The organism is Streptomyces sp. NPDC058086, from assembly GCF_042885015.1.
Classification (GTDB): domain Bacteria; phylum Actinomycetota; class Actinomycetes; order Streptomycetales; family Streptomycetaceae; genus Streptomyces.
This window is the reverse complement of sequence record NZ_JBHVST010000051.1, coordinates 65,689-83,870: the sequence shown is the minus strand read 5'-3', so window position 1 is coordinate 83,870 and position 18,182 is coordinate 65,689. Positions and strand designations below refer to the sequence as shown.

General features: G+C 70.7%; 17 protein-coding genes and 3 pseudogenes. 9 read left to right on the top strand and 11 right to left on the bottom strand.

Annotation, left to right across the window (positions count from 1 at the left end):
• Nucleotides 1-143 precede the first annotated feature (143 nt).
• On the bottom strand, nucleotides 144-629 hold the full coding sequence (locus ACFVWD_RS32725) for an RNA-binding S4 domain-containing protein (RefSeq protein WP_389601347.1): 486 nt from the start codon (nucleotides 627-629) through the stop codon (nucleotides 144-146).
• Between the two features lie 247 nt (nucleotides 630-876).
• Between ACFVWD_RS32725 and ACFVWD_RS32720 the strand changes: the two genes are divergently transcribed.
• The 3 genes from ACFVWD_RS32720 to pip are packed head-to-tail and all read left to right on the top strand — an operon-like array spanning nucleotide 877 to nucleotide 3,799.
• Nucleotides 877-1,950 (top strand): HoxN/HupN/NixA family nickel/cobalt transporter, encoded by a 1,074-nt coding sequence (locus tag ACFVWD_RS32720; RefSeq protein WP_385375760.1) that lies wholly within the window; start codon nucleotides 877-879, stop codon nucleotides 1,948-1,950.
• A 55-nt stretch (nucleotides 1,951-2,005) separates the two neighbouring features.
• Nucleotides 2,006-2,827 (top strand): uracil-DNA glycosylase, encoded by an 822-nt coding sequence (locus ACFVWD_RS32715; protein ID WP_389601345.1) that lies wholly within the window; start codon nucleotides 2,006-2,008, stop codon nucleotides 2,825-2,827.
• Between the two features lie 9 nt (nucleotides 2,828-2,836).
• Entirely contained in the window at nucleotides 2,837-3,799 is a 963-nt protein-coding gene (gene pip / locus ACFVWD_RS32710) for a prolyl aminopeptidase (RefSeq protein ID WP_389601343.1), read from the top strand.
• A 6-nt stretch (nucleotides 3,800-3,805) separates the two neighbouring features.
• On the opposite strand, the pseudogene ACFVWD_RS32705 reads toward pip, so the two are convergent.
• The 6 genes and pseudogenes from ACFVWD_RS32705 to ACFVWD_RS32680 form a co-directional block, all read right to left on the bottom strand.
• Nucleotides 3,806-4,030 (bottom strand): annotated as a pseudogene (locus ACFVWD_RS32705) (FCD domain-containing protein); the annotation flags it as partial.
• Nucleotides 4,024-4,314 (bottom strand): annotated as a pseudogene (locus tag ACFVWD_RS32700) (IS200/IS605 family accessory protein TnpB-related protein); the annotation flags it as partial. The pseudogenes ACFVWD_RS32700 and ACFVWD_RS32705, both read right to left, overlap by 7 nt.
• 129 nt (nucleotides 4,315-4,443) lie before the next feature.
• Nucleotides 4,444-4,782: a GntR family transcriptional regulator gene (locus tag ACFVWD_RS32695; RefSeq protein WP_389601341.1), complete on the bottom strand. Its 339-nt coding sequence runs from the start codon at nucleotides 4,780-4,782 to the stop codon at nucleotides 4,444-4,446.
• Nucleotides 4,730-5,128, bottom strand: a pseudogene (locus ACFVWD_RS32690) (RidA family protein); the annotation flags it as partial. The gene ACFVWD_RS32695 and the pseudogene ACFVWD_RS32690, both read right to left, overlap by 53 nt.
• 292 nt (nucleotides 5,129-5,420) lie before the next feature.
• Entirely contained in the window at nucleotides 5,421-5,876 is a 456-nt protein-coding gene (locus tag ACFVWD_RS32685) for a hypothetical protein (protein WP_389601339.1), read from the bottom strand.
• A gap of 14 nt (nucleotides 5,877-5,890) precedes the next feature.
• Nucleotides 5,891-7,216: a restriction endonuclease fold toxin-2 domain-containing protein gene (locus tag ACFVWD_RS32680; RefSeq protein ID WP_389601338.1), complete on the bottom strand. Its 1,326-nt coding sequence runs from the start codon at nucleotides 7,214-7,216 to the stop codon at nucleotides 5,891-5,893.
• Between the two features lie 442 nt (nucleotides 7,217-7,658).
• On the opposite strand from ACFVWD_RS32680, the gene ACFVWD_RS32675 reads away from it, so the two are divergent.
• Nucleotides 7,659-8,390 (top strand): hypothetical protein, encoded by a 732-nt coding sequence (locus ACFVWD_RS32675; RefSeq protein WP_054235966.1) that lies wholly within the window; start codon nucleotides 7,659-7,661, stop codon nucleotides 8,388-8,390.
• Nucleotides 8,391-8,661: 271 nt separating this feature from the next.
• Here ACFVWD_RS32675 and ACFVWD_RS32670 read toward each other — a convergent pair whose 3' ends face one another.
• Nucleotides 8,662-8,958: a hypothetical protein gene (locus tag ACFVWD_RS32670; protein ID WP_389601336.1), complete on the bottom strand. Its 297-nt coding sequence runs from the start codon at nucleotides 8,956-8,958 to the stop codon at nucleotides 8,662-8,664.
• A 77-nt stretch (nucleotides 8,959-9,035) separates the two neighbouring features.
• Here ACFVWD_RS32670 and ACFVWD_RS32665 point away from each other — a divergent pair, with 77 nt between their 5' ends.
• The 5 genes from ACFVWD_RS32665 (at nucleotide 9,036) to ACFVWD_RS32645 (ending at nucleotide 14,675) form a co-directional block, all read left to right on the top strand.
• On the top strand, nucleotides 9,036-10,913 hold the full coding sequence (locus ACFVWD_RS32665; RefSeq protein WP_389601334.1) for an FUSC family protein: 1,878 nt from the start codon (nucleotides 9,036-9,038) through the stop codon (nucleotides 10,911-10,913).
• 34 nt (nucleotides 10,914-10,947) lie between these two features.
• Nucleotides 10,948-12,336, top strand: a complete 1,389-nt coding sequence (locus ACFVWD_RS32660) for an amidohydrolase (protein ID WP_389601332.1) — start codon at nucleotides 10,948-10,950, stop codon at nucleotides 12,334-12,336.
• A gap of 24 nt (nucleotides 12,337-12,360) precedes the next feature.
• Complete coding sequence (locus tag ACFVWD_RS32655) at nucleotides 12,361-13,533, top strand: cytochrome P450 (RefSeq protein WP_389601331.1); 1,173 nt, start codon at nucleotides 12,361-12,363, stop codon at nucleotides 13,531-13,533.
• A gap of 89 nt (nucleotides 13,534-13,622) precedes the next feature.
• Nucleotides 13,623-14,312 carry a DUF899 domain-containing protein gene (locus ACFVWD_RS32650; protein ID WP_389601329.1) on the top strand — a complete coding sequence of 230 codons (690 nt, stop codon included), beginning with the start codon at nucleotides 13,623-13,625 and terminating at the stop codon, nucleotides 14,310-14,312.
• A gap of 189 nt (nucleotides 14,313-14,501) precedes the next feature.
• Nucleotides 14,502-14,675: a hypothetical protein gene (locus tag ACFVWD_RS32645; RefSeq protein WP_095855250.1), complete on the top strand. Its 174-nt coding sequence runs from the start codon at nucleotides 14,502-14,504 to the stop codon at nucleotides 14,673-14,675.
• Nucleotides 14,676-14,687: 12 nt separating this feature from the next.
• Here ACFVWD_RS32645 and ACFVWD_RS32640 read toward each other — a convergent pair whose 3' ends face one another.
• The 3 genes from ACFVWD_RS32640 to ACFVWD_RS32630 all read right to left on the bottom strand — a co-directional run bounded on the left by ACFVWD_RS32640 (nucleotide 14,688) and on the right by ACFVWD_RS32630 (nucleotide 18,048).
• The gene (locus ACFVWD_RS32640) at nucleotides 14,688-16,697 is read right to left on the bottom strand and encodes an ABC transporter ATP-binding protein (RefSeq protein ID WP_389601327.1); all 2,010 of its coding nucleotides are present in this window, start codon (nucleotides 16,695-16,697) and stop codon (nucleotides 14,688-14,690) included.
• Between the two features lie 203 nt (nucleotides 16,698-16,900).
• Nucleotides 16,901-17,347: a hypothetical protein gene (locus ACFVWD_RS32635; RefSeq protein WP_389601325.1), complete on the bottom strand. Its 447-nt coding sequence runs from the start codon at nucleotides 17,345-17,347 to the stop codon at nucleotides 16,901-16,903.
• Nucleotides 17,344-18,048 carry an ATP-binding protein gene (locus ACFVWD_RS32630; protein ID WP_389601323.1) on the bottom strand — a complete coding sequence of 235 codons (705 nt, stop codon included), beginning with the start codon at nucleotides 18,046-18,048 and terminating at the stop codon, nucleotides 17,344-17,346. The genes ACFVWD_RS32635 and ACFVWD_RS32630 overlap by 4 nt, the downstream gene beginning before the upstream one ends.
• Nucleotides 18,049-18,182: the final 134 nt, after the last annotated feature.

Here is an 18,182-nt window from a genome sequence, read left to right as displayed (position 1 = left end):
GTTGGTTTTTTTTATAACGTCCCGGGGCGGGGGGGGGGCGGGCGCGGGTTAGACCCGGGGCCCGCCGCCCCCGGCCCTACGCAGGGGGGGGCCCCCCAAACCCCCCGGGGCCCCCCCCGACGTCGTACGGGGACACCCTCGGGTCAGGGCGAGTCGGGGCCTCCGACGCCTCGGAGGCGTTCCATCTCACGGCGGTCGCGCTTGGTCGGGCGGCCCGCTCCGCGGTCGCGGACACCGGCCGGGGCGACCGCCTCGCGCGGCGGGGGCGGCGGGCTGTTGTCGACGTAGCACTCGACGGCGACGGGCGCGCCGACCCGCTTGCGGATCACCCGCTGCACGACGACGACCCGTTCCCGGATCCCCTGCCGCAGGCGCACCTCGTCGCCGACCCGCAGGGCGTACGCGGGTTTGACGCGCTCCCCGTTCACCCGGACATGTCCGCCCCGGCACGCGGTCGCACCCGCCGAGCGGGTCTTGACCAGACGTACGGACCAGATCCAGCTGTCGACCCGCACGCTCTCGCCGCCCGCGGGACGGGCGGCCTCAGCGGCGGCCACCGCCTTCTCCTTGTCGACCTTCTCGTCGATCTTCTCGTCGTTCCGCTCGACGTCCGCACCCTCAGAAGCCATGCCTCGACTCTAGAAGAGTCCGGGCCCGGCATGTCCCGATGGCTTTACTGCGAATTTGTTGCAGCTGCGACCTCTGTGCCAGAGAGTGGCTTCGGCGCTTGCGCTGACAGCAGGAAGCCCGCAGCAGGAAGCGCAGCAGGAAGCGCACCAGGCAGTAAGGACAGCACGTATGGTCACCGTCCCGGCTCCCGCCTCCCCGCAGCCCGCCGCCTCGGCGGGTTCGCGCCTGCAGCGGATCCGTACCTCGATGACCCGCAGGGAGTGGGCCCGGCTCGGCGGCATGGCGGCCTTCGTCCTCGCGCTGCACGTCATCGGCTGGTTCATCCTGGTGGTGATCGTGGCCCCGGAGCACTACAGCATCGGCACCAAGAGCTTCGGCATCGGGATCGGCGTCACCGCCTACACCCTCGGTATGCGGCACGCCTTCGACGCCGACCACATCGCCGCCATCGACAACACCACCCGCAAGCTGATGGGCGAGGGCAAGCGCCCGCTCTCCGTCGGCTTCTGGTTCTCGCTCGGGCACTCCAGCATCGTCTTCGCGCTGGCCCTCCTGCTGTCCCTGGGCGTCAAGGCGCTGGCCGGACCCGTCCGGGACGACAACTCCCAGCTGCACAGCGTCACCGGCATGATCGGTACGACCGTCTCCGGTGTCTTCCTCTATCTCATCGCCGGGATCAACCTCCTCATCCTCGTCGGGATCTGGAAGGTGTTCCGCCAGATGCGCACCGGGCACTTCGACGAGGCGGCGCTGGAGGAGCAGCTCGACAATCGCGGGCTGATGAACCGCCTCCTGGGCCGGCTGATGAAGTCGATCAGCAAGCCGTGGCAGATGTACCCGCTCGGCATGCTCTTCGGCCTCGGTTTCGACACCGCCACGGAGATCGCCCTGCTGGTCCTCGCCGGTTCCGGTGCCGCCTCCGGCCTGCCCTGGTACGCGATCCTGTGCCTGCCGGTGCTGTTCGCCGCGGGTATGTCGCTGCTGGACACCATCGACGGGTCCTTCATGAACTTCGCCTACGGCTGGGCGTTCTCCAAGCCGGTCCGCAAGGTCTTCTACAACCTCACCATCACGGGTCTGTCCGTCGCCGTCGCCCTGATCATCGGCACCGTGGAACTGCTGGGGCTGCTCGCGGAGAAGCTCGCTCTGCACGGAGTCTTCTGGGACTGGGTCGCGGGTCTGGACCTGAACGTCCTCGGCTTCGTCATCGTCGGACTGTTCTTCGTGACCTGGATCGTCGCCATGGCGGTGTGGAAGTTCGGCCGGATCGAGGAGAAGTGGACCGCCGGGCTGCGCCCCGCCGAACAGCCCACCGACTGACCCGCCGGGGGCAGGGCCGGGGGGAGGGCCGGGCGCCCGGTCGTACGGTGGGGGCATGGACAGCAGCCCGGCAGGCAGCAGCGATCCCGGCATCGTCGCCGGCCTGGGCGGTCAGGACGGCCTGGGCGCACTGGGTGATCTGCGTGATCTGGACGCACTGACTGATCTGGACGCTCGGATCGCCGGGTGCCGGGCGTGTCCGCGGCTGGTCGCGTGGCGCGAGGAGGTCGCCCGTACCAGGCGTGCCGCCTTCGCCGACCAGACGTACTGGGGCCGCCCGGTCCCCGGCTACGGACCGGCCGACGCCTCGCTGCTCATCGTCGGGCTCGCACCCGCCGCCCACGGCGGGAACCGGACCGGACGGATGTTCACGGGGGACCGTTCCGGGGATGTGCTCTACGCGGCGCTGCACGACGTGGGGCTCGCCTCGCGCGGGACCTCGGTGAGCGCGGACGACGGACTGGAGCTGTACGGCGTACGCGTCACCTCGCCCGTGCACTGCGCGCCGCCCGCCAACAAGCCGACACCCGGCGAACGGGACACCTGCCGCCCCTGGCTCGTACGGGAGTTGGAGCTGCTGCGGCCCACGCTCCGGGCGGTGGTCGTGCTGGGAGCCTTCGGCTGGCAGGCCGCGCTGCCCGCCTTCGCCGCGGCGGGGTGGACGGTGCCCCGGCCCAGGCCGGTGTTCGCGCACGGGGCGAGGGTTTCCCTGGGGGCGCAGGACGGTCAGGCGGCGGGATCCGTCGAGCTCTTCGGGTGCTTCCACGTCAGCCAGCGCAACACGTTCACCGGACGGCTGACGCCCGCCATGCTGCGGGACGTGCTGCGTACGGCGGCCGGGGCGGCCGGGCTGACGACACGACCGTACGACGGGTAACCTCGCCCGATGGGCCTGTATCCGGAGATCGAACCGTACGACCACGGCATGCTCGACGTCGGCGACGGCAACCGCGTGTACTGGGAGGTCTGCGGGAACCCCGACGGCAAGCCCGCCGTCATGCTGCACGGCGGTCCGGGGTCCGGCTGCGGTCCTTGGTTCCGGCGCTACTTCGACCCCGCCGAGTACCGGATCGTGCTGCTCGACCAGCGCGGCTGCGGACGCTCCACACCGCACGCCGCCGCGTACGGGACGGACATGGCCGTCAACACGACGGCGCATGTGATCGGCGACCTGGAGCTGCTGCGACGGCACTTGGGCATCCCGCGGTGGCTGGTGTGGGGCGTGTCGTGGGGATCGGCGCTGGGGCTGCGGTACGCGCAGACGCATCCGGACGTCGTCTCCGAACTGGTGCTGACCGCGGTGGCCACCGGCGCGAATTCCGAAGTGGCCCTGCTGACCAGGGGACTTGGGCGGTTCTTCCCCGAGGCCTTCGAGCGGTTCCTCGCCGAACTGCCCGAGGGAGAGCGGGACGGGAACCTCGCCGCCGCGTACAGCCGACTGCTCGAATCGCCCGATTCCGAGGTGCGGGCGCGGGCGGCGCGGGCCTGGACGGACTGGGAGACGGCGATCGTTCCCGCGCCGCCGCGGTCGGAGAAGCGCTACGAGGACCCGGAGTTCCGCATGGCGTTCGCGCGGACCGTCACGCACTACTTCGGCAACGACCACTTCCTGGGGGAAGGCAACGACGAAGGCGTCGTGATCCGCGACGCGCCCCTGCTGAAGGGCATCCCCGGCACCCTCGTCCAGGGCAGTCTCGACTTCGGGAACCTGCTGGGCACGGTGTGGCGGCTCCACCACGGCTGGCCCGACAGCGAGTTGATCGTCGTGGACGACGTGGGGCACACCATGGGGGCGAGGGGTGTGGTGGAGGCGTTGGTGGCGGCGACGGACAAGTACGCCCTGCGTTAGCCGACTTCAGGCTCGGGGAGTCTCTGTCTCGCCGAAGAGGTGCCGCACCGTCGACCGGTAGTTGGCCTGGACGTGGGCGAGGGCGTGCGCGCGGTCGCGCTCCGGGTCGCCGGAGGCGATGGACTCGTACAACTCGTCGTGTTCGGTGAGAAGTTGGAGCCACTCCTCGTTCTGCCGGGTGAGCCAGCGCAGTCGGCCGTCGACTGGCTCCATGACGGAGATCAGTGCGCTGCCTGGCAACGCCGTGCAAGCGCCCACTGATCATTCGAGGCCTTGGTGAGTGCACCGGCCCAGCGGGACGACGACAACGGCGTCAGCCCGCGCTTGCGCACCGCCCACGCGTCCGCGGAGTGTTCCAGGCCATCAGCACACCGCGCCTTGAGATCCCGAGACGCCAGCGCGCCGAGGTGCGCGCCGACCAGCCGCAGCACCCTCTCATCCTCGGCCGTCAGATGCTTGAGCCGGCCGCGTACCGCCACACCGGACGGGCCCGGAGCGACGAACGGCCCGGCCATCGTCCGTAGCCCGGAAGCCGATCGAGATCAACGAACCACCACGGCAAAGGTCACCCGTTCCCACCCCGAACATTCAAACGGCCCCTCCATCACGAGCAGGCGAAAGAGAACGCGCCCACTCCCGCACGCTCACACGCAGTAATCCGCAGTAATCCGCAGGAAACGCAGAGCAGTTGAATACCCCTCGGTGACGAGCGCGCGGATCGCCTCGCGCCCGGGAACTTGTGAGACCCCGAAACACTCGGCCAGTTCGTGTTCGACGAGACGGTCCCCGGGGCGCAGCCGCCCCGCGTCTCCGCCGTGATCGGCCGGACAGACCCTAGTCGCGGCCGTCGGACTTGGACTTGGACTTGGACTCGGATCCGAACTCGGGCTTGGACGTGGGGGTGAGGGTGGGGGTGGACTCGAACCTGGGCTCGGGTACGACCGCCGTCGCCGTGATCTCCACCAACTGCCCTGTGTACCCAAGGCAGGCCACCCCGAGCAGCGTCGACGAGTGGGGCCCCGTACTGAGCCCGGACGCCTCGACGACAGCCCACACGTCGGACAGCACCCTCGGCTCATCGCTGACGACATACACATCGGTCGCCACCACGTGTGCGAAGTCACTTCCCACCGCGCGGAGTTGTTCGCCGAGATTGGCGATCACCTGCTCGGCCTGCCGTACGGGATCCCCCACGCCGACGATCTTCCCCGCCGCGTCCAGCGGCACGGCCCCGGCGAGGAAGGCGAGCCGCGTACCCGCCTCGACGACCGACGCGTGAGCGTAGCCGGGAGGCGGAAAGAGACTGGGTACGGTGACGCGTGCGGGCACGGGAACTCCAGGAATCCTCGGCTGGGCGGGCAACCTTCCCATGATGTGGGCGGACGGACGGGGGCGCATGCGACTTTCCCCCGACTCCGGCCTTCCAGCGGCCGGAGGAAGCTCGAGCGCCCTCGCCCGGCGGGCGTTGCGCACCCACCCGACACCGCGGCGTTCGGCACGCTCGTCTACCGATTTCCTGGTCGCCGTCGAGATCGTCGAACGTCTCGCCGCTCGGTAACGAGCGCTGATCCGAGGATCTGCCGAGTGGTCCGGCAGCTGAGGGCGGCAGGATCCGCGTCGGTCACACGGCCCCCGCAGCCACCAGGTGGCCGCGCAGTACGGCCTCCACCTCGGCCGTACCGCCGACGGCGGGCAGCGGCTCCGGGGTCTCGTCGCCGTTCTCCATCGCCGCGCTGCTGGTGAAGCGCACGCAGGTTGGCGAGGGGACGTAGGAGTCGCGCAGCCACACGGCGAAGAGAGCCGCCTCGTCGGCGGTCACGCTGCCGAGGGTGATGTAGGCGTAGTCGGGGGAAGGCATCGCCGCGCTGCCCGTGACCCAGACCTCCGGTGCCACCTCGATGTCGAAGTCCACCACGCTCGTTCCGCGCAGGGGATCCACACGAGTCTCCAGGACCGCGTCGGGGAAGCCACGCTCGAGCGCTGCCATGAAGGTGTCCAGGCTGGACTGCCAGGCGGCTTCGTTGTTCTCCGGCGGATAGAAGCCGAAGGTGGTCCTGACGTTGCGCTGCGCTGTCACTGGATTCCTCGATCTCAAGGTACGTACCGTGCGGAGCCGGTGACGCCGTTCATGGAATCGATGACCGGGTCCCATGTGGGGTTGCCCTTGGCGTCGACCTTCACCGGCTTGGCGAGCGTCTCGTTGACCCGTTCGATGCTGCGGAAGCTCCGCTTCTTGCAGTCCGGGTCGCGTACGTGCTTGGCCTCGACCAGATAGCCGTCCGCGGGGCGTATGCCGTCGACCATCAGACCGCGCTTGCGTCCTTCGAGGGGGACTTCCCGCTCCGGATAGCCCGCCATGCGCAGTTGGTAGGCGTTGTCCGGATTGGTGGGGCCGCCGCCGCCCGCGAAGCCGCCGGTGCTGAGGGAGTTGAGCCAGGTCCGGAACTGCGGTTGTTCGCCCGGGCCGAGGATGCGGGTGGTGCCCGGCTGGGGCGGGATGGGGTCCTGAGCGGGGATCGACGGGTCGACCTTGTTGCCCATCGGCAGGATGCCGGGGGCCTGGCCGCGGTACGAGGCGAGCACGATCGGTACAGGTATGGGAACGGGTATCGGGAGCAGCGGCAGCCCGGGGAGGCCGGGCGGGCTGTCCGACCCGTTCGGCAGCTTGACGCGTTTCTCGGACTCGTCCAAGGCGTGGGCGACATCCCCGAGGCGGTGTATCCAGGGATCGTTCAGCACCGCGTTCTTGAGCCCGCCGTCGTCGCCGTTCCCGCCGAACATGGGCGAGTCCCACGGCGCGTCGATGTGGAACGGGTCCAGGTCATTTTGCTGGATCTGCTGCTTCGCCGACTCGACATGGTCGGCGTACTGGTCACAGGCCTTGGCCAGCTGGTTGCAGGCCGCCACGAGGTTCGCCACGAGGGTCTCGTCCTGCTGGGCCTGGTCCGGTGGGGCGGCGAAGCCGACGAACCCGGCGAAGTAGCGGCGGAACGCGTCGGCGGCTTCACCGGAGTGGGCCTTGTCGGCTGTGTGCGCGTAAGCCTGGGCGTCCTCCAGGAAGCGCAGCATCATCTTCCCGCCGGCACGCCAGGAGCCGGCGACATCGCGCAGCTTCTCGGGGGAGCCTCGGAAGCGGTCGCTCATGCCGCCGGGCGCGTACTGGTCGTACCAGGCGGTGTCGCCGACCACCTCGGGAAGCTCCTGTCCCAGGCCGAGGAAGCTCTCCGTGCAGTCCGTCCCCGGGTCGCCCATTCCCGGCGTGAGGTCGACCTGCTTCTTGAGGATCTCGGAGGCGATGTGACTCTCGCGCGCCATGAACTCACGGGCGTTGCGCATCAGCCCTCTGCCGGTCTCGCCCATGACGTAGGAGCTGAAGCCCATCTTGTCGAGGGCCGTGGCCGCGGCCGACCTGTACACCTTCGCGAACGCGTGACCCGCGTCGTCGTCCCCGGCATGCCGTGCTGCCGGTCCAGTTCGTGAAAGAGCGCGATGGCGGTGTCCCGGGCGCCGGGCATCACCGTGGTGACCATTCCCATGGACGCCTTGACCATGCCCTCGGCCATGACCTTGAGGTCCGGCGCCAATCCCACACGCATCCACTCCCCGTGAACAGGCCCCGTGGTCAAGGGTGTTGAGTGTCCGTTCCATCGCATCGAGATCACGCGCCACGGGCGGCCTCGCGCGCCGCCGCCCCGCGCCGGAAGGGCTGGTGCACACACTCGGGCGGGCGGAGGCGGTCTCGGACGCGGCGGTCATCCGGGCCGAGGAGGTCCTGGACGCCGGGGTCACCCGGGCCCGGGAATCCGGAGTCGAATAACCCCTTCGAAAAGCCCCCGCCGCCACTGCTACCGTCACCGACGTGGCGAAACTCAATCAGATCATCGCAGTGGAGAAGGGCATCAAGTCCAAGTCCCATCAGGACCTGACGGCCGCTCATCACGGGCTGCAGAAGCCCGCATTGCTGGCCGGTATCTCGCGGACCTATCAGCCGAAGGACGAGGAGGGTGAGCAGCTGCCGCCCGAGTCGACGCGGGTGCAGGTGCAGGCCGAGGACGTGTTGCGGGAGACCGCGGGGACACTCACCCGGCTGTTTGACGTGACCGCCACCAAGGACTGGGCGAACTGCACGGCCCGGGCGGATGTGAAGGTGGACGGACGGGTCCTCGTCGCCGACGTGCCCGTGTCGTATCTGCTCTTCCTCGAGAAGCAGCTCACCGATCTCAACACCTTCGTGAGGAAGCTGCCCGTTCTCGACGCCTCCGAGTCGTGGGTGCAGGACCCGTCGACGGACGCGTGGAAGACCGAGCCCGTGCGGACGCTGCGTACGAAGAAGGTGCCGCGCAACCACGTCAAGGCCGAGGCCACCGAGAAGCATCCCGCCCAGGTCGAGGTGTACTACGAGGACATTCCCGTCGGGTACTGGACGACCGTGAAGTTCTCCGGCGCCCTGCCCGCGCGGCGCGTGAACGAACTGCTCGACCGGGTCGAGAAGTTGCAGCAGGCCGTCAAGTTCGCCCGGGAAGAGGCGAACGGCGTGGACGTCGTCGACCAGCGTGTCGGGGACTCCGTGTTCGGCTACCTGTTCGGGTAGCCTCTAGAACTCCCCGGCCACAACGCACCACGGCCGGGGTGCGCGAGGAGCGCAAGCTGAACCTGAAGCTTGTCGTGAATGCACGGTTCCAGTGGAGGTTCGAGTCCTCCCCGCGGCACCACACGGCACTCCACCGAGTGCCCACGCGCCGCGGTAGCCCAACTCGGCAGAGGCAGACCGTGATCAAACTCAGACTCTTGCTCCAGACTCAGCATTCGCCGCCGATCGCCGGATCGACCGGGCCCAGGCCCCGGGACGCCGAAATGCTGGTTCAAGTCCAGTCCGCGCAGCTCGATGCGTGGTGGTCCAAAGGCAGGACGCGGCGACATAACGACTGACCTGGGTTCTCAAGCGTGCCGGCGTGTGACATGGGTGGCATCACAAGGGTCCGGGGGCCGGCTACGCCCTCGGACCCGCTCCATTTCATCCCCGGCTTCATGCCCGGCTTGATCTCCAGCTTCATCCCCGGCTTCATGTCCGGCCGACCGGCAGTTGCGTTCATAAAGAACGCGGCATCCTCGCGATGCGTCACCTTCCGGAAATACATACGTTCCATTTCCTCCAGCAACGCGATCTACCGTAGGTGGTACACCGCCCGGCCGACGTCGCCCGAAGGCGCCCCCGCCCTCGCCCGACAGGAGCCCCGTGTCCCGCCTCAGTGCCGCCGTACCACCCTGGCTCGCCCATGCCCTGCGCGCACAGCGCGGCCCCGTGCCCTGGAGCGCGGTCGTGCGGGGCGCCCTGGCCGCCGGGCCGCTGCTGCTCGTGGCGGTGCTGAGCGGGCGTACGTCCGTCGGTGTCGTCGCCGCTCTGGGCGCCATGCTCGCCGGGATCAACGACCGCCCGGGCAGTCGTAGGGCCGCGGTCAGGCGGCTCGGCGTGCCGGCGCTCGCGGGAGCCGGCGGGCTGCTCGTGGGGTCGTACGCGGGACAGCACGTCGGCGCGGTGACGCTCACCCTTCTTCTCACCGTGCTCGGGCTGCTCGCCGGAGCCGTCAGCGCCGTCGGGCCCGTCGCGAGCGGAGCGGGTACGCAACTGCTCGTCGCCGCCGCCATCGGGGCCGGGATGCCGCTGCCCGAGCCCGGCTGGCAGCGTGCGCTCATCTTCGTCGCCGGTGCCGGGTGGCTGCTCGCGCTGCGGCTCGCGCTGCCCACACCCGGGGCCACCGCCGGCGACTACCGGTTCGACGGTGAGCGGGACGCCGTCGGGAGTGTGTACGACGCCGTCGCCGCGCTGCTCGAAGCGGTCGGGGGGCCGGACGCGCCCGGTCGCCGGGTCGCTCTCACCGCCGCGCTCGACCACGCCCAGGACGCGCTCGGCGGGCCCCGGCTGCGGCGGTACGCCAGTTCCGCGGCCGAGCGGCGGTTGCACGCGCAGTACGCCGCCTCGCTCCCGCTCGCCGAGGCCGCCACCGCGCTCGCCTGGGCAGGCGAGGCGGTGCCCGCACGCGCCGCCGAAGGGCCGCGGCGGCTCGCCCTCGCCGTACGGACCGATACACACACCGGGTCGCTGCCCGCGCCCAAACGCTCCGCACCGGCCCTGCGCGCCCTAGACGACGCACTCCTGCACGCGGCCGACGCCTTCGACGGGGGTGGCGACGACAACGCGCTGCACACGCGGCGCCGTACCGGCACGTCCCTCGCCCGCACGGCCCTCGGTTCCGCAGGACGCGAGTACGGGCTCCGGGTCGCCCTCTGCTTCGGCGCCAGCGCGGCCGTGGCGCAGGCCCTGCACCACGCCCGCTGGTACGGCAGCCACGCGCACTGGTACTGGCTCCCCGCGACCGCCGTCTTCCTGGTCAAGCCCGACCTCGGACCGCTCGCCTCACGCGTGATCTGCCGGGCGGCGGGGACCGTGCTCGGCGCCGTTGTCTTCGCCGGGTTCGCGGCGCTGCTCCCGCGCCCCGCCGGGCTGGTCGCCCTGGTGGCGCTGTGCGGCGCTCTGATCCCCGTCGCCACCCGGCACTTCGCGGCGCAGACCGCCGTCGTCACCGTGCTCGTCCTCTCCCTCGTCATGGTGGGCGGGGAGCCGGGCGCCTCCTGGAGCCGGATCGGCGAGACGCTGCTGGCCTGCGCGATCGTGCTGCTCGTCGGACATCTGCCCGCGCTCGGACAGCGCGGGGGAGGGGTACGGGCACGGCTCACCCGCGCCGCCGAGGCCGCGCACATGTACCTCGCCCACGTACTGGACGACGGCACGACCGACGACCGGGCCGGCCGCTGGGCCCTGCGCCGCGAGGCCTACCGCGCGCTCGCCGAGGCCCGCGCCTCGATCGACCTCGCCGCCGCCGAACTCCCCGCCCTGGCCCGGCACGCCGAGGGAACGGACGAGGTCGCGGCCACCCTCGAACGCCTCGTCGACACCACGACCGCGTGTGCCGTGCAGCTCGACGACACCGGACGGCTCACCCCTCAGCACTCCGAACGCATCGCCGAACTCCTCGACGAACTGGCCGAAGGACGGGAACGCGCGGGGCTGGCGGTGAAGGAGAGGCAGGCGCCCCCTGTTCCGCTCGCGGGCTGAGCGCCGGGAGCCCGACGCGTCGTACGGTGACGCCATGACGCCGTCCGTCCCGGCCCCGTCCGCCACCACCCCGTCCGCGGCGGGCCCCGCCGACCTCCTCATCACCGGATGCACCGCGCTCGTGCACGACGAGCACGAGGAGATCGCGTTCGTCGAGGACGCCTCGATCGTCGTACGGGCCGGGGTCATCGAGGCGGTCACGCGCGAGACGCCCCTTCCGGACGCCGCCCTGCGCATCGACGCGCGCGGCCAGGTGGCGATGCCCGGCCTGATCAACTGCCATACGCACACCCCGATGGCCGCCCTGCGCGGGATCGCCGAGGACCTGCCCGCCGAGGAGTGGTTCAACGACTTCATCTGGCCCATCGAGTCCAACCTCACGCAGAGGGACGTGGAGTTGGGGGCGCGGCTCGCCTGCGCCGAGATGATCCGCGGAGGCGTCACCTGCTTCGCCGACCACTACTTCTCGATGGACGCGGTCGCCGCCGTGGTGACCGAGAGCGGACTGCGCGCGCACCTCGGCGAGGCCTTCTTCTCCTCGCAGGGCGCCGAAGGCCGCGAGAAGTCGCTGGAGTTCGCGCTGCGACAGCGCGGCGGCGCAGACGGCCGCATCACCACCGCCCTCGCCCCGCACGCCCCGTACACCGTGGACGGCGCCGATCTCGCCGCGACCGCGACCCTCGCCCACGAGCACGGCCTTCCCGTGCACCTGCACGCGGCCGAGAGCCGAGGCCAGACCGACACCAGCCTGGCCCGGTTCGGCCGCACGCCCATCGAGATCCTCCAGCGCGCCGGGCTCCTCGACAACGAACCCGGTCTGCTCATCGCGCACGGCACCGGCATCGTCGAACGCGACCTGCCGGTGCTGGCGGGCGCGGGCGGACCCGTCGCCGTCGCGACCGCACCCCGCGGCTATCTCAAGTTCGCCTGGGGCCCGACCCCGGTACGGGCCCTGCGTGAGATCGGCGTCCCCGTCGGACTCGCCACGGACGGGGCCGCGTCGAACAACTCCCTGGACGTGTGGGAGTCGATGGCGCTCACCTCACTCGTGCAGAAGTCCGCCGAGGGCGACCCACGATGGCTGACGTCCCGTCAAGCCCTGCACCACGCGACGCTCCAGAGCGCGCGGGCCGTCGGCCTGGGCGAGCGGATCGGCAGCCTCGCACCCGGGCGGCGGGCCGACATCGTCCTCGTCGACCTCAGCGGCCCGCACACCCAGCCCGTGCATGACCTCGCCGCCACCCTCGTCCACAGCGCCCGCTCCGCGGACGTGACGACGACGATCGTCGACGGACGCGTCCTGATGCGCGACCGTGTGCTGCTGACCGTCGATCTGCCCGCCACGGTCAGGGAGATGGGGGAGCGGCTGCCCGCGCTCGTCGACCGGGACCACGACAGTCGGATTCAGGAGTACGACACCTGATCCACTCTGCCTAGGGTGGAGGACATGGACCCCGCAGAAGGCCTCATCGACCACCCGTACGCCGTCTATGACCGCCTGCGCGACACCGCGCCCGTACATCGCGTCGCCGGTACCGACGGCAACCCCGCCTGGCTCGTCACACGGTACGAGGACGTCCGCGAGGCGCTCGCGAACCCGCTGCTCTCGGTGGACAAGAGGCATGCGCTGCCCGGGAGTTACCAGGGGCTGTCGCTGCCGCCCGCCCTCGACGCCAACCTCCTCAACATGGAGGCGCCCGACCACACCCGCATCCGGCGTCTGGTGGTCCGCGCCTTCACCTCGCGCCGCGTCGAGCAACTGCGCACACCCGTGCGGGAAACCGCCGACCGGCTCCTCGACGCGCTCGGACCGCACGGCAGCGCCGACCTGATCGCCGCGTACGCCGCGCCCCTGCCGATCACCGTCATCTGCGACCTGCTGGGCATTCCGGAGGAGCACCGCCGGGACTTCCGGGCCTGGACCGACGTGCTCGTCGCGCCGGACCCGACGCGTCCCGGAGCCGCCAAGGAGGCGGTCGTGGCCATGCTCGGGTTCCTCACCCAACTCCTCGCGGACAAACGGAAGAAGCCGGCGGACGACCTGCTCTCCGACCTGATCGCGGTGCGCGACGAGGGCGACCGGCTCACCGAGGACGAGCTGACGTCGCTCGCCTTCCTCATCCTCTTCGCGGGCTACGAGAACACCGTGCAGCTCATCGGCAACGCCATCCTGGGACTGCTCACCCATCCCGACCAGCTGGCCGCCCTGCGCGCGAACCCGGAGCGATTCCCCGACGCGGTCGAGGAGTTCGCGCGCCACGAAGGGCCCGCGCTGCTCGCCATCCGGCGCTTCCCCGTACAGGACGTGACGATCGGCGAGGTCACCGTGCCCGCGGGCGAGACCGTTCTGCTGTCCCTGGCCGCGGCCAACCGGGACCCGGCCCGCTTCCCGGACCCCGAGCGCCTCGACCTCGACCGGGACGCCTCCGGCCATCTCGCCCTCGGCCGGGGCATCCACTACTGCGTGGGCGCGCCGCTGGCCCGCCTGGAGACGGAGATCGCCGTGTCCGCGCTCCTGGCACGCCTTCCGGACCTCGCGCTCGCCGCCGACCCGGCCGAGCTGCGATGGCGGCCCTCCCTGCGCGCCCGCGGCCTGCTCGCGCTCCCGGTGACGTACTGAATCCAGAAATTCTCCGCCGGCGCCGATGAGTTCCGCTCCCGCGCCCGGTCACCACTGCGAAGGCACCGTTCCGTCCGGAGGAGGGGCACATGACGCTTCCGCAGATCGTCTCGAGCGAGGAGTGGCGCGCCGCGCGCGAGAAGCTGCTGGTCAAGGAGAAGACGGCGACCCGCGCAAGGGACGCGCTCAACGCGGAGCGGCGCGGGCTGCCGATGGTCGAGATCGACAAGGAGTACGTGTTCGAGGGCGGAGACGGCAAAGCGGCCTTGCTCGACCTCTTCGAAGGGCGCCACCAACTCGTCGTCCACCACTTCATGTTCGCGCCGGAGTGGGACGCGGGCTGCCGCAGCTGCTCGGCCTTCCTCGACCAGATCGGCCACCTCGCCCATCTGCGGGCCCGGGACACGGAGTTCGCCGCCGTGTCCCGGGCGCCGTACACGAAGATCCTGCCCTTCAAGGCCCGTATGGGCTGGACGGTGCCCTGGTACTCGTCGTACGACAGCGACTTCAACTACGACTTCAGGGTGTCCGTCGAGGTCGACGACGAGCCCTACGAGCGGCCGGGCGTGAGCTGCTTCCTGCGGGACCGTGACCGGGTCTTCCACACCTACTCGACGTACGAGCGCGGCCTCGACGGACTCGGCTCCACGACCACCCTGCTGGATCTCACGGCACTCGGCAGGCAGGAGGAGTGGGAGGTGCCCCGGGGGCGCGCCTCGGCACTGGGGGCGCCGGCGGGCAGCGAGCGGATCCGGTACCACGACGAGTACGAGGAATGACAAGAAGGTACGAGAAGGGAAAACTCATGAAATGAAACGCGCACAGGCCGAGAGTTCCCTCACAGCGGAGTAGTGAACGAGTGTTGACTATGTCTCAGTACCGTCACTGACCGAGCCGTTCACCCCGCCTTTGGCGTTTAACTCTATGAGTACGCGTCATGAGTACGGCGCGCTACATGGAGGTGCAGGGTGAACGGGCGAATGGTGCTGGAGCGCTTTCCCGCCGGAGGGCCGCGCGGTTCGTGGCCCGCCGAGGAGTTCGCGCAGGCGTGCCGCCTTCAGGGGCAGGCCGCCGAGGTCGTCATGGACCTCGCCTCGGACGCGTTTTTGGTGATCGTGCGTGCCGGGGAACTCGTCGAGTGAGGCCGGCCGAGGTCAGCCCACCTTTGGAGCGGGCACTGTCGGAGCGGGTACTTTCGTAGGAATCTTCGTGGGCACCTTCGTCGTGAACTGCTCGGCCTGCAAGGAGTACAGCTCGGCGTAGACACCGCCCTTCGCCAGCAGTTCGTCCGGGCTGCCGGACTCCACCAGGCGACCCTGGTCGAGGACATGCACCAGATCGGCGTGGCGGACCGAGGCCAGCCGGTGGGTGATGAGGACGACCGTCTGCCCGCTGCCCGCCAGGGCCCTGATCTTGTCGAAGACCTCCAGCTCGGCCCGGGCGTCGAGCGCCGCGGTCGGCTCGTCCACGATCAGGATGCGACCACGGCGGTACGCGGCCCGTGCGATGCCCAGCCGCTGCCACTGACCGCCCGACAGCTCGTGCCCGCCGCTGAAACCGCGGGCCAGCAGCGTGTCCAGGCCGCGGGGCAGGTCGGCGACCACGTCCTGGGCCCCGGCCTCCGTCACCGACGAGGTGACGCGCTCGTCCGTCAGCGGCGCCGAGGCACGGCCGACCGCCACGTTGACACGGGCCGTGAACGGCCAGCGTTTGAAGTCCTGCGCCACCATCGCGATGCGTTCGGCGAGTTGCTGCCGGTCCGCGGTCGCCGCGTCGACGCCGTCCCACAGGATCCGGCCCCGCTCGGGCGCGTACAGGCCCGCGAGCAGCTTCACCAGGGTCGTCTTGCCCGAGCCGTTCTCGCCGACGAGCGCCACGATCTTGCCGAGCGGCAGACGGAGGGTGACGTCCGCGAGCGCCGGACGGGTCGAAGCGCCCGGATAGGTGAACGTGACGTTCTCGAAGCGGATTTCGCTCGGATCGTCGGGGAGCGGCTCGCCGCCCACCGGGATCGCGCGCTCGGCCGCCTCCACGTACAGGCGCTGCAGATCGCCCACGAACAGGGCCTCCTCATGGAGGGAGTTGACCTCCAGGACGAGCGTGTCGAGGCTCGCGGAGCCGGTGCGGATCGCGATGACGGCCGTACCGGCGACGGAGAGTGCCATCGCACCGGCGAGCAGCAGTCCGCCGAGCGTCGCGTACGTCGCCACGGTGGCGATGCCCGTCCAGCCCGCCGCGACCAGGCCGGTGCGGGCGGAGAGACGGGCCAGGCGGGCCTGCTCCGCCTCCGCGGTCTCCGACATCGAGCGGAAGTGACGCAGCAGGAACGGGCCGACGCCGTGCACGCGGATCTCCGGGGCCGCCGCGGGCTCGGTGAGCAGACTGCTGATCAGATGCCCGGCGCGGGCGTGCTGCACCCAGGTGTGGAAGGACTCGTAGCGGCGCCGGGCGATCGTCAGGGAACTCCAGGCGCTCGGCAGGGTCATCGTCACGAGCAGCGGCAGCAGGGCGGGGTGCAGCACGGTCAGTACGCCCGCGGCCGCGATGAGCGAGATCATCGCGTTCACCACGCGGGTGGCGATCGCGATCATGCGGCGGGCCGAGGAGGCACCGTACTGCGCGGTGTCCAGCAGCTTGTGAAAGGCGTCGTCCTCGATCGCGGACAGTTCGACGGCCGCCGCGCGCTCCAGGTACAGCTCGGTGGCGACGCGTTCCACCTTGGGTTCCAGGCGCCCGGTGGCATACGTCGAGGCCGCCCGCAGCAGCGCGCCGAGCAGCATGACGGCGGCGACCGTGATCAGCGCCGGGACCGCGCCGTGCAGCCGGTCCCCGACGGAGCCGCTCGTCATCAGCCGGCCCAGCACGATGTTGACGGCCAGCAGGCTCACCGCCTGCGCCGCGCCCCGGGCCAGTTCGGCGGACACCACGATCCGGGCGGCGCGGCGGTCGGCGGTCCAGGCGAGCCGGAAACTGGACGCGAGCAGGGACGGCAGCCGCGTCACCATCGCGCGGAAGTTCAGCTCGAGGAACGCTTCGGAGTGCTGGGACCAGCCCATGTCATAGCGCAGCGGGCCGCCGAAGAGCAGGTGTTCGGAGGCGGACGGCGCCGGTTTGTCGTCGTCGCGTTTCTTCTTGCGCGCTTTCCCTGTGGTTTTTCCCACCATCGGCCTCCCCGGGAACGGATGAACGGTGCCCTCCCCAGGAACACGGCACTCCACTCGTGGTGACGGCCGAGTACGGGTGGCGACCGGCGCACTTCGGACACGCTCGCCAGCCCCCGAACCGGAGGACTACGCGCCGCTCGGCGACCGAGAGTCACGCGCTGATCGTCGAGAGGAGGGCTACGCGCTGATCGTCGACAGGAGGGCTACGCGCTGATCGGACGCGACCAGACGGGTGTCGTACCGATGACCCGGCACAGGGCCAGATAGAGGGGGATCGGCGGGGTGTACGGCAGGGTGCCGGCCGGCCTGTGGATGAGGCCGGGGGCGTGCGGGGTGTCCGGTACGACCGCCCCGGCGGCGTAGTGGGCGGGTGCGGGCCAGTCCAGGGCCACATCGGACTCGGAGGGCACGAGCCACCACCAGTGCGCCCCGTCGGCGTACACACAGCCCACCCGGGGCAGCCGGGTCATCAGCAGGGGTCCGAACCGGGCGGGCACCGCGACCGCGTCGCAGCCCAGCGGTACCGTCATGCCCTCGGGCACGGGGAGACGTCGCAGCGCCTTGGACGCCGTCTGCTCGCGCCTCAGGCGGACCAGCGTGTCCAGGCTCAGGACCTGAGCACAGGGTCCTGTCGCCGACGTACCCCTCACAGCCTTCCCCGATCCCGGCTTCGCCCGATCGGGGGGACCCCCATGGTCCGCGTCCCCCAGGAGGTTTCCCTCCTCCAGGACGCCTCCCTCCTCCAGGACCCTTCCGTCCCCCAGGAGTCTTCCGTTCCCCAGGACGCTTCCGTCCCGGTGCCCCGGCCGTCGGCCGGTGGCTTCCTCGCGCCCCATCCGAGGTCGGAGCGGGCCGCTGCGGCACCCGTGGCGTCGGCGGCCGGGGAGCGCGGGAGATCCGCCCAGACCAGCAGCCCCGGCGCGGTGTCCTGGGCGCCCCAGGACCGGCACACGGCCGTGACGAGCAGCAGCCCCCTGCCGTGTTCCTCCTCGGGACGCTGCGGCGAGGGGTGCGGCTCATCAGGGGCGCATCCCTCGTCACGTACGGCTATCCGCACCAGGTCGTCCCCGTCGTGCAGCTCGCACACCACACGCGCGCTCGCGCTGTGCACGATGGCGTTGGTGACCAGCTCGGAGACGACGAGGACCGCCGTGTCACAGGTGTCGTCGGACACGTCCCAGCCGGAGAGCCGGGCGCGCGTCAGGTGCCGGGCCTGAGCCACGGAACCCGGGTGTGCGGCCAACTCGAAGCGGAACCGGCGCGCGGCGGCGCCAGGGCGCACCCCTGCGGCGGCACGCAGACCGGAGCGGTCCTCGGCGGCGTCTGTTCCTAAGGGCGCGGACGGAATCACGCTTGCCACTATCTCCCCGCCGTGAACACTTGGCAAGTGTCACTCTGAAAATTGCAGAGTGCCGTGTGACTCTGAGAAGTGCCGTGGCACACTGCTGGCAACAGCACGCCGAGCGGCGCCAGTTGGGATCGTCG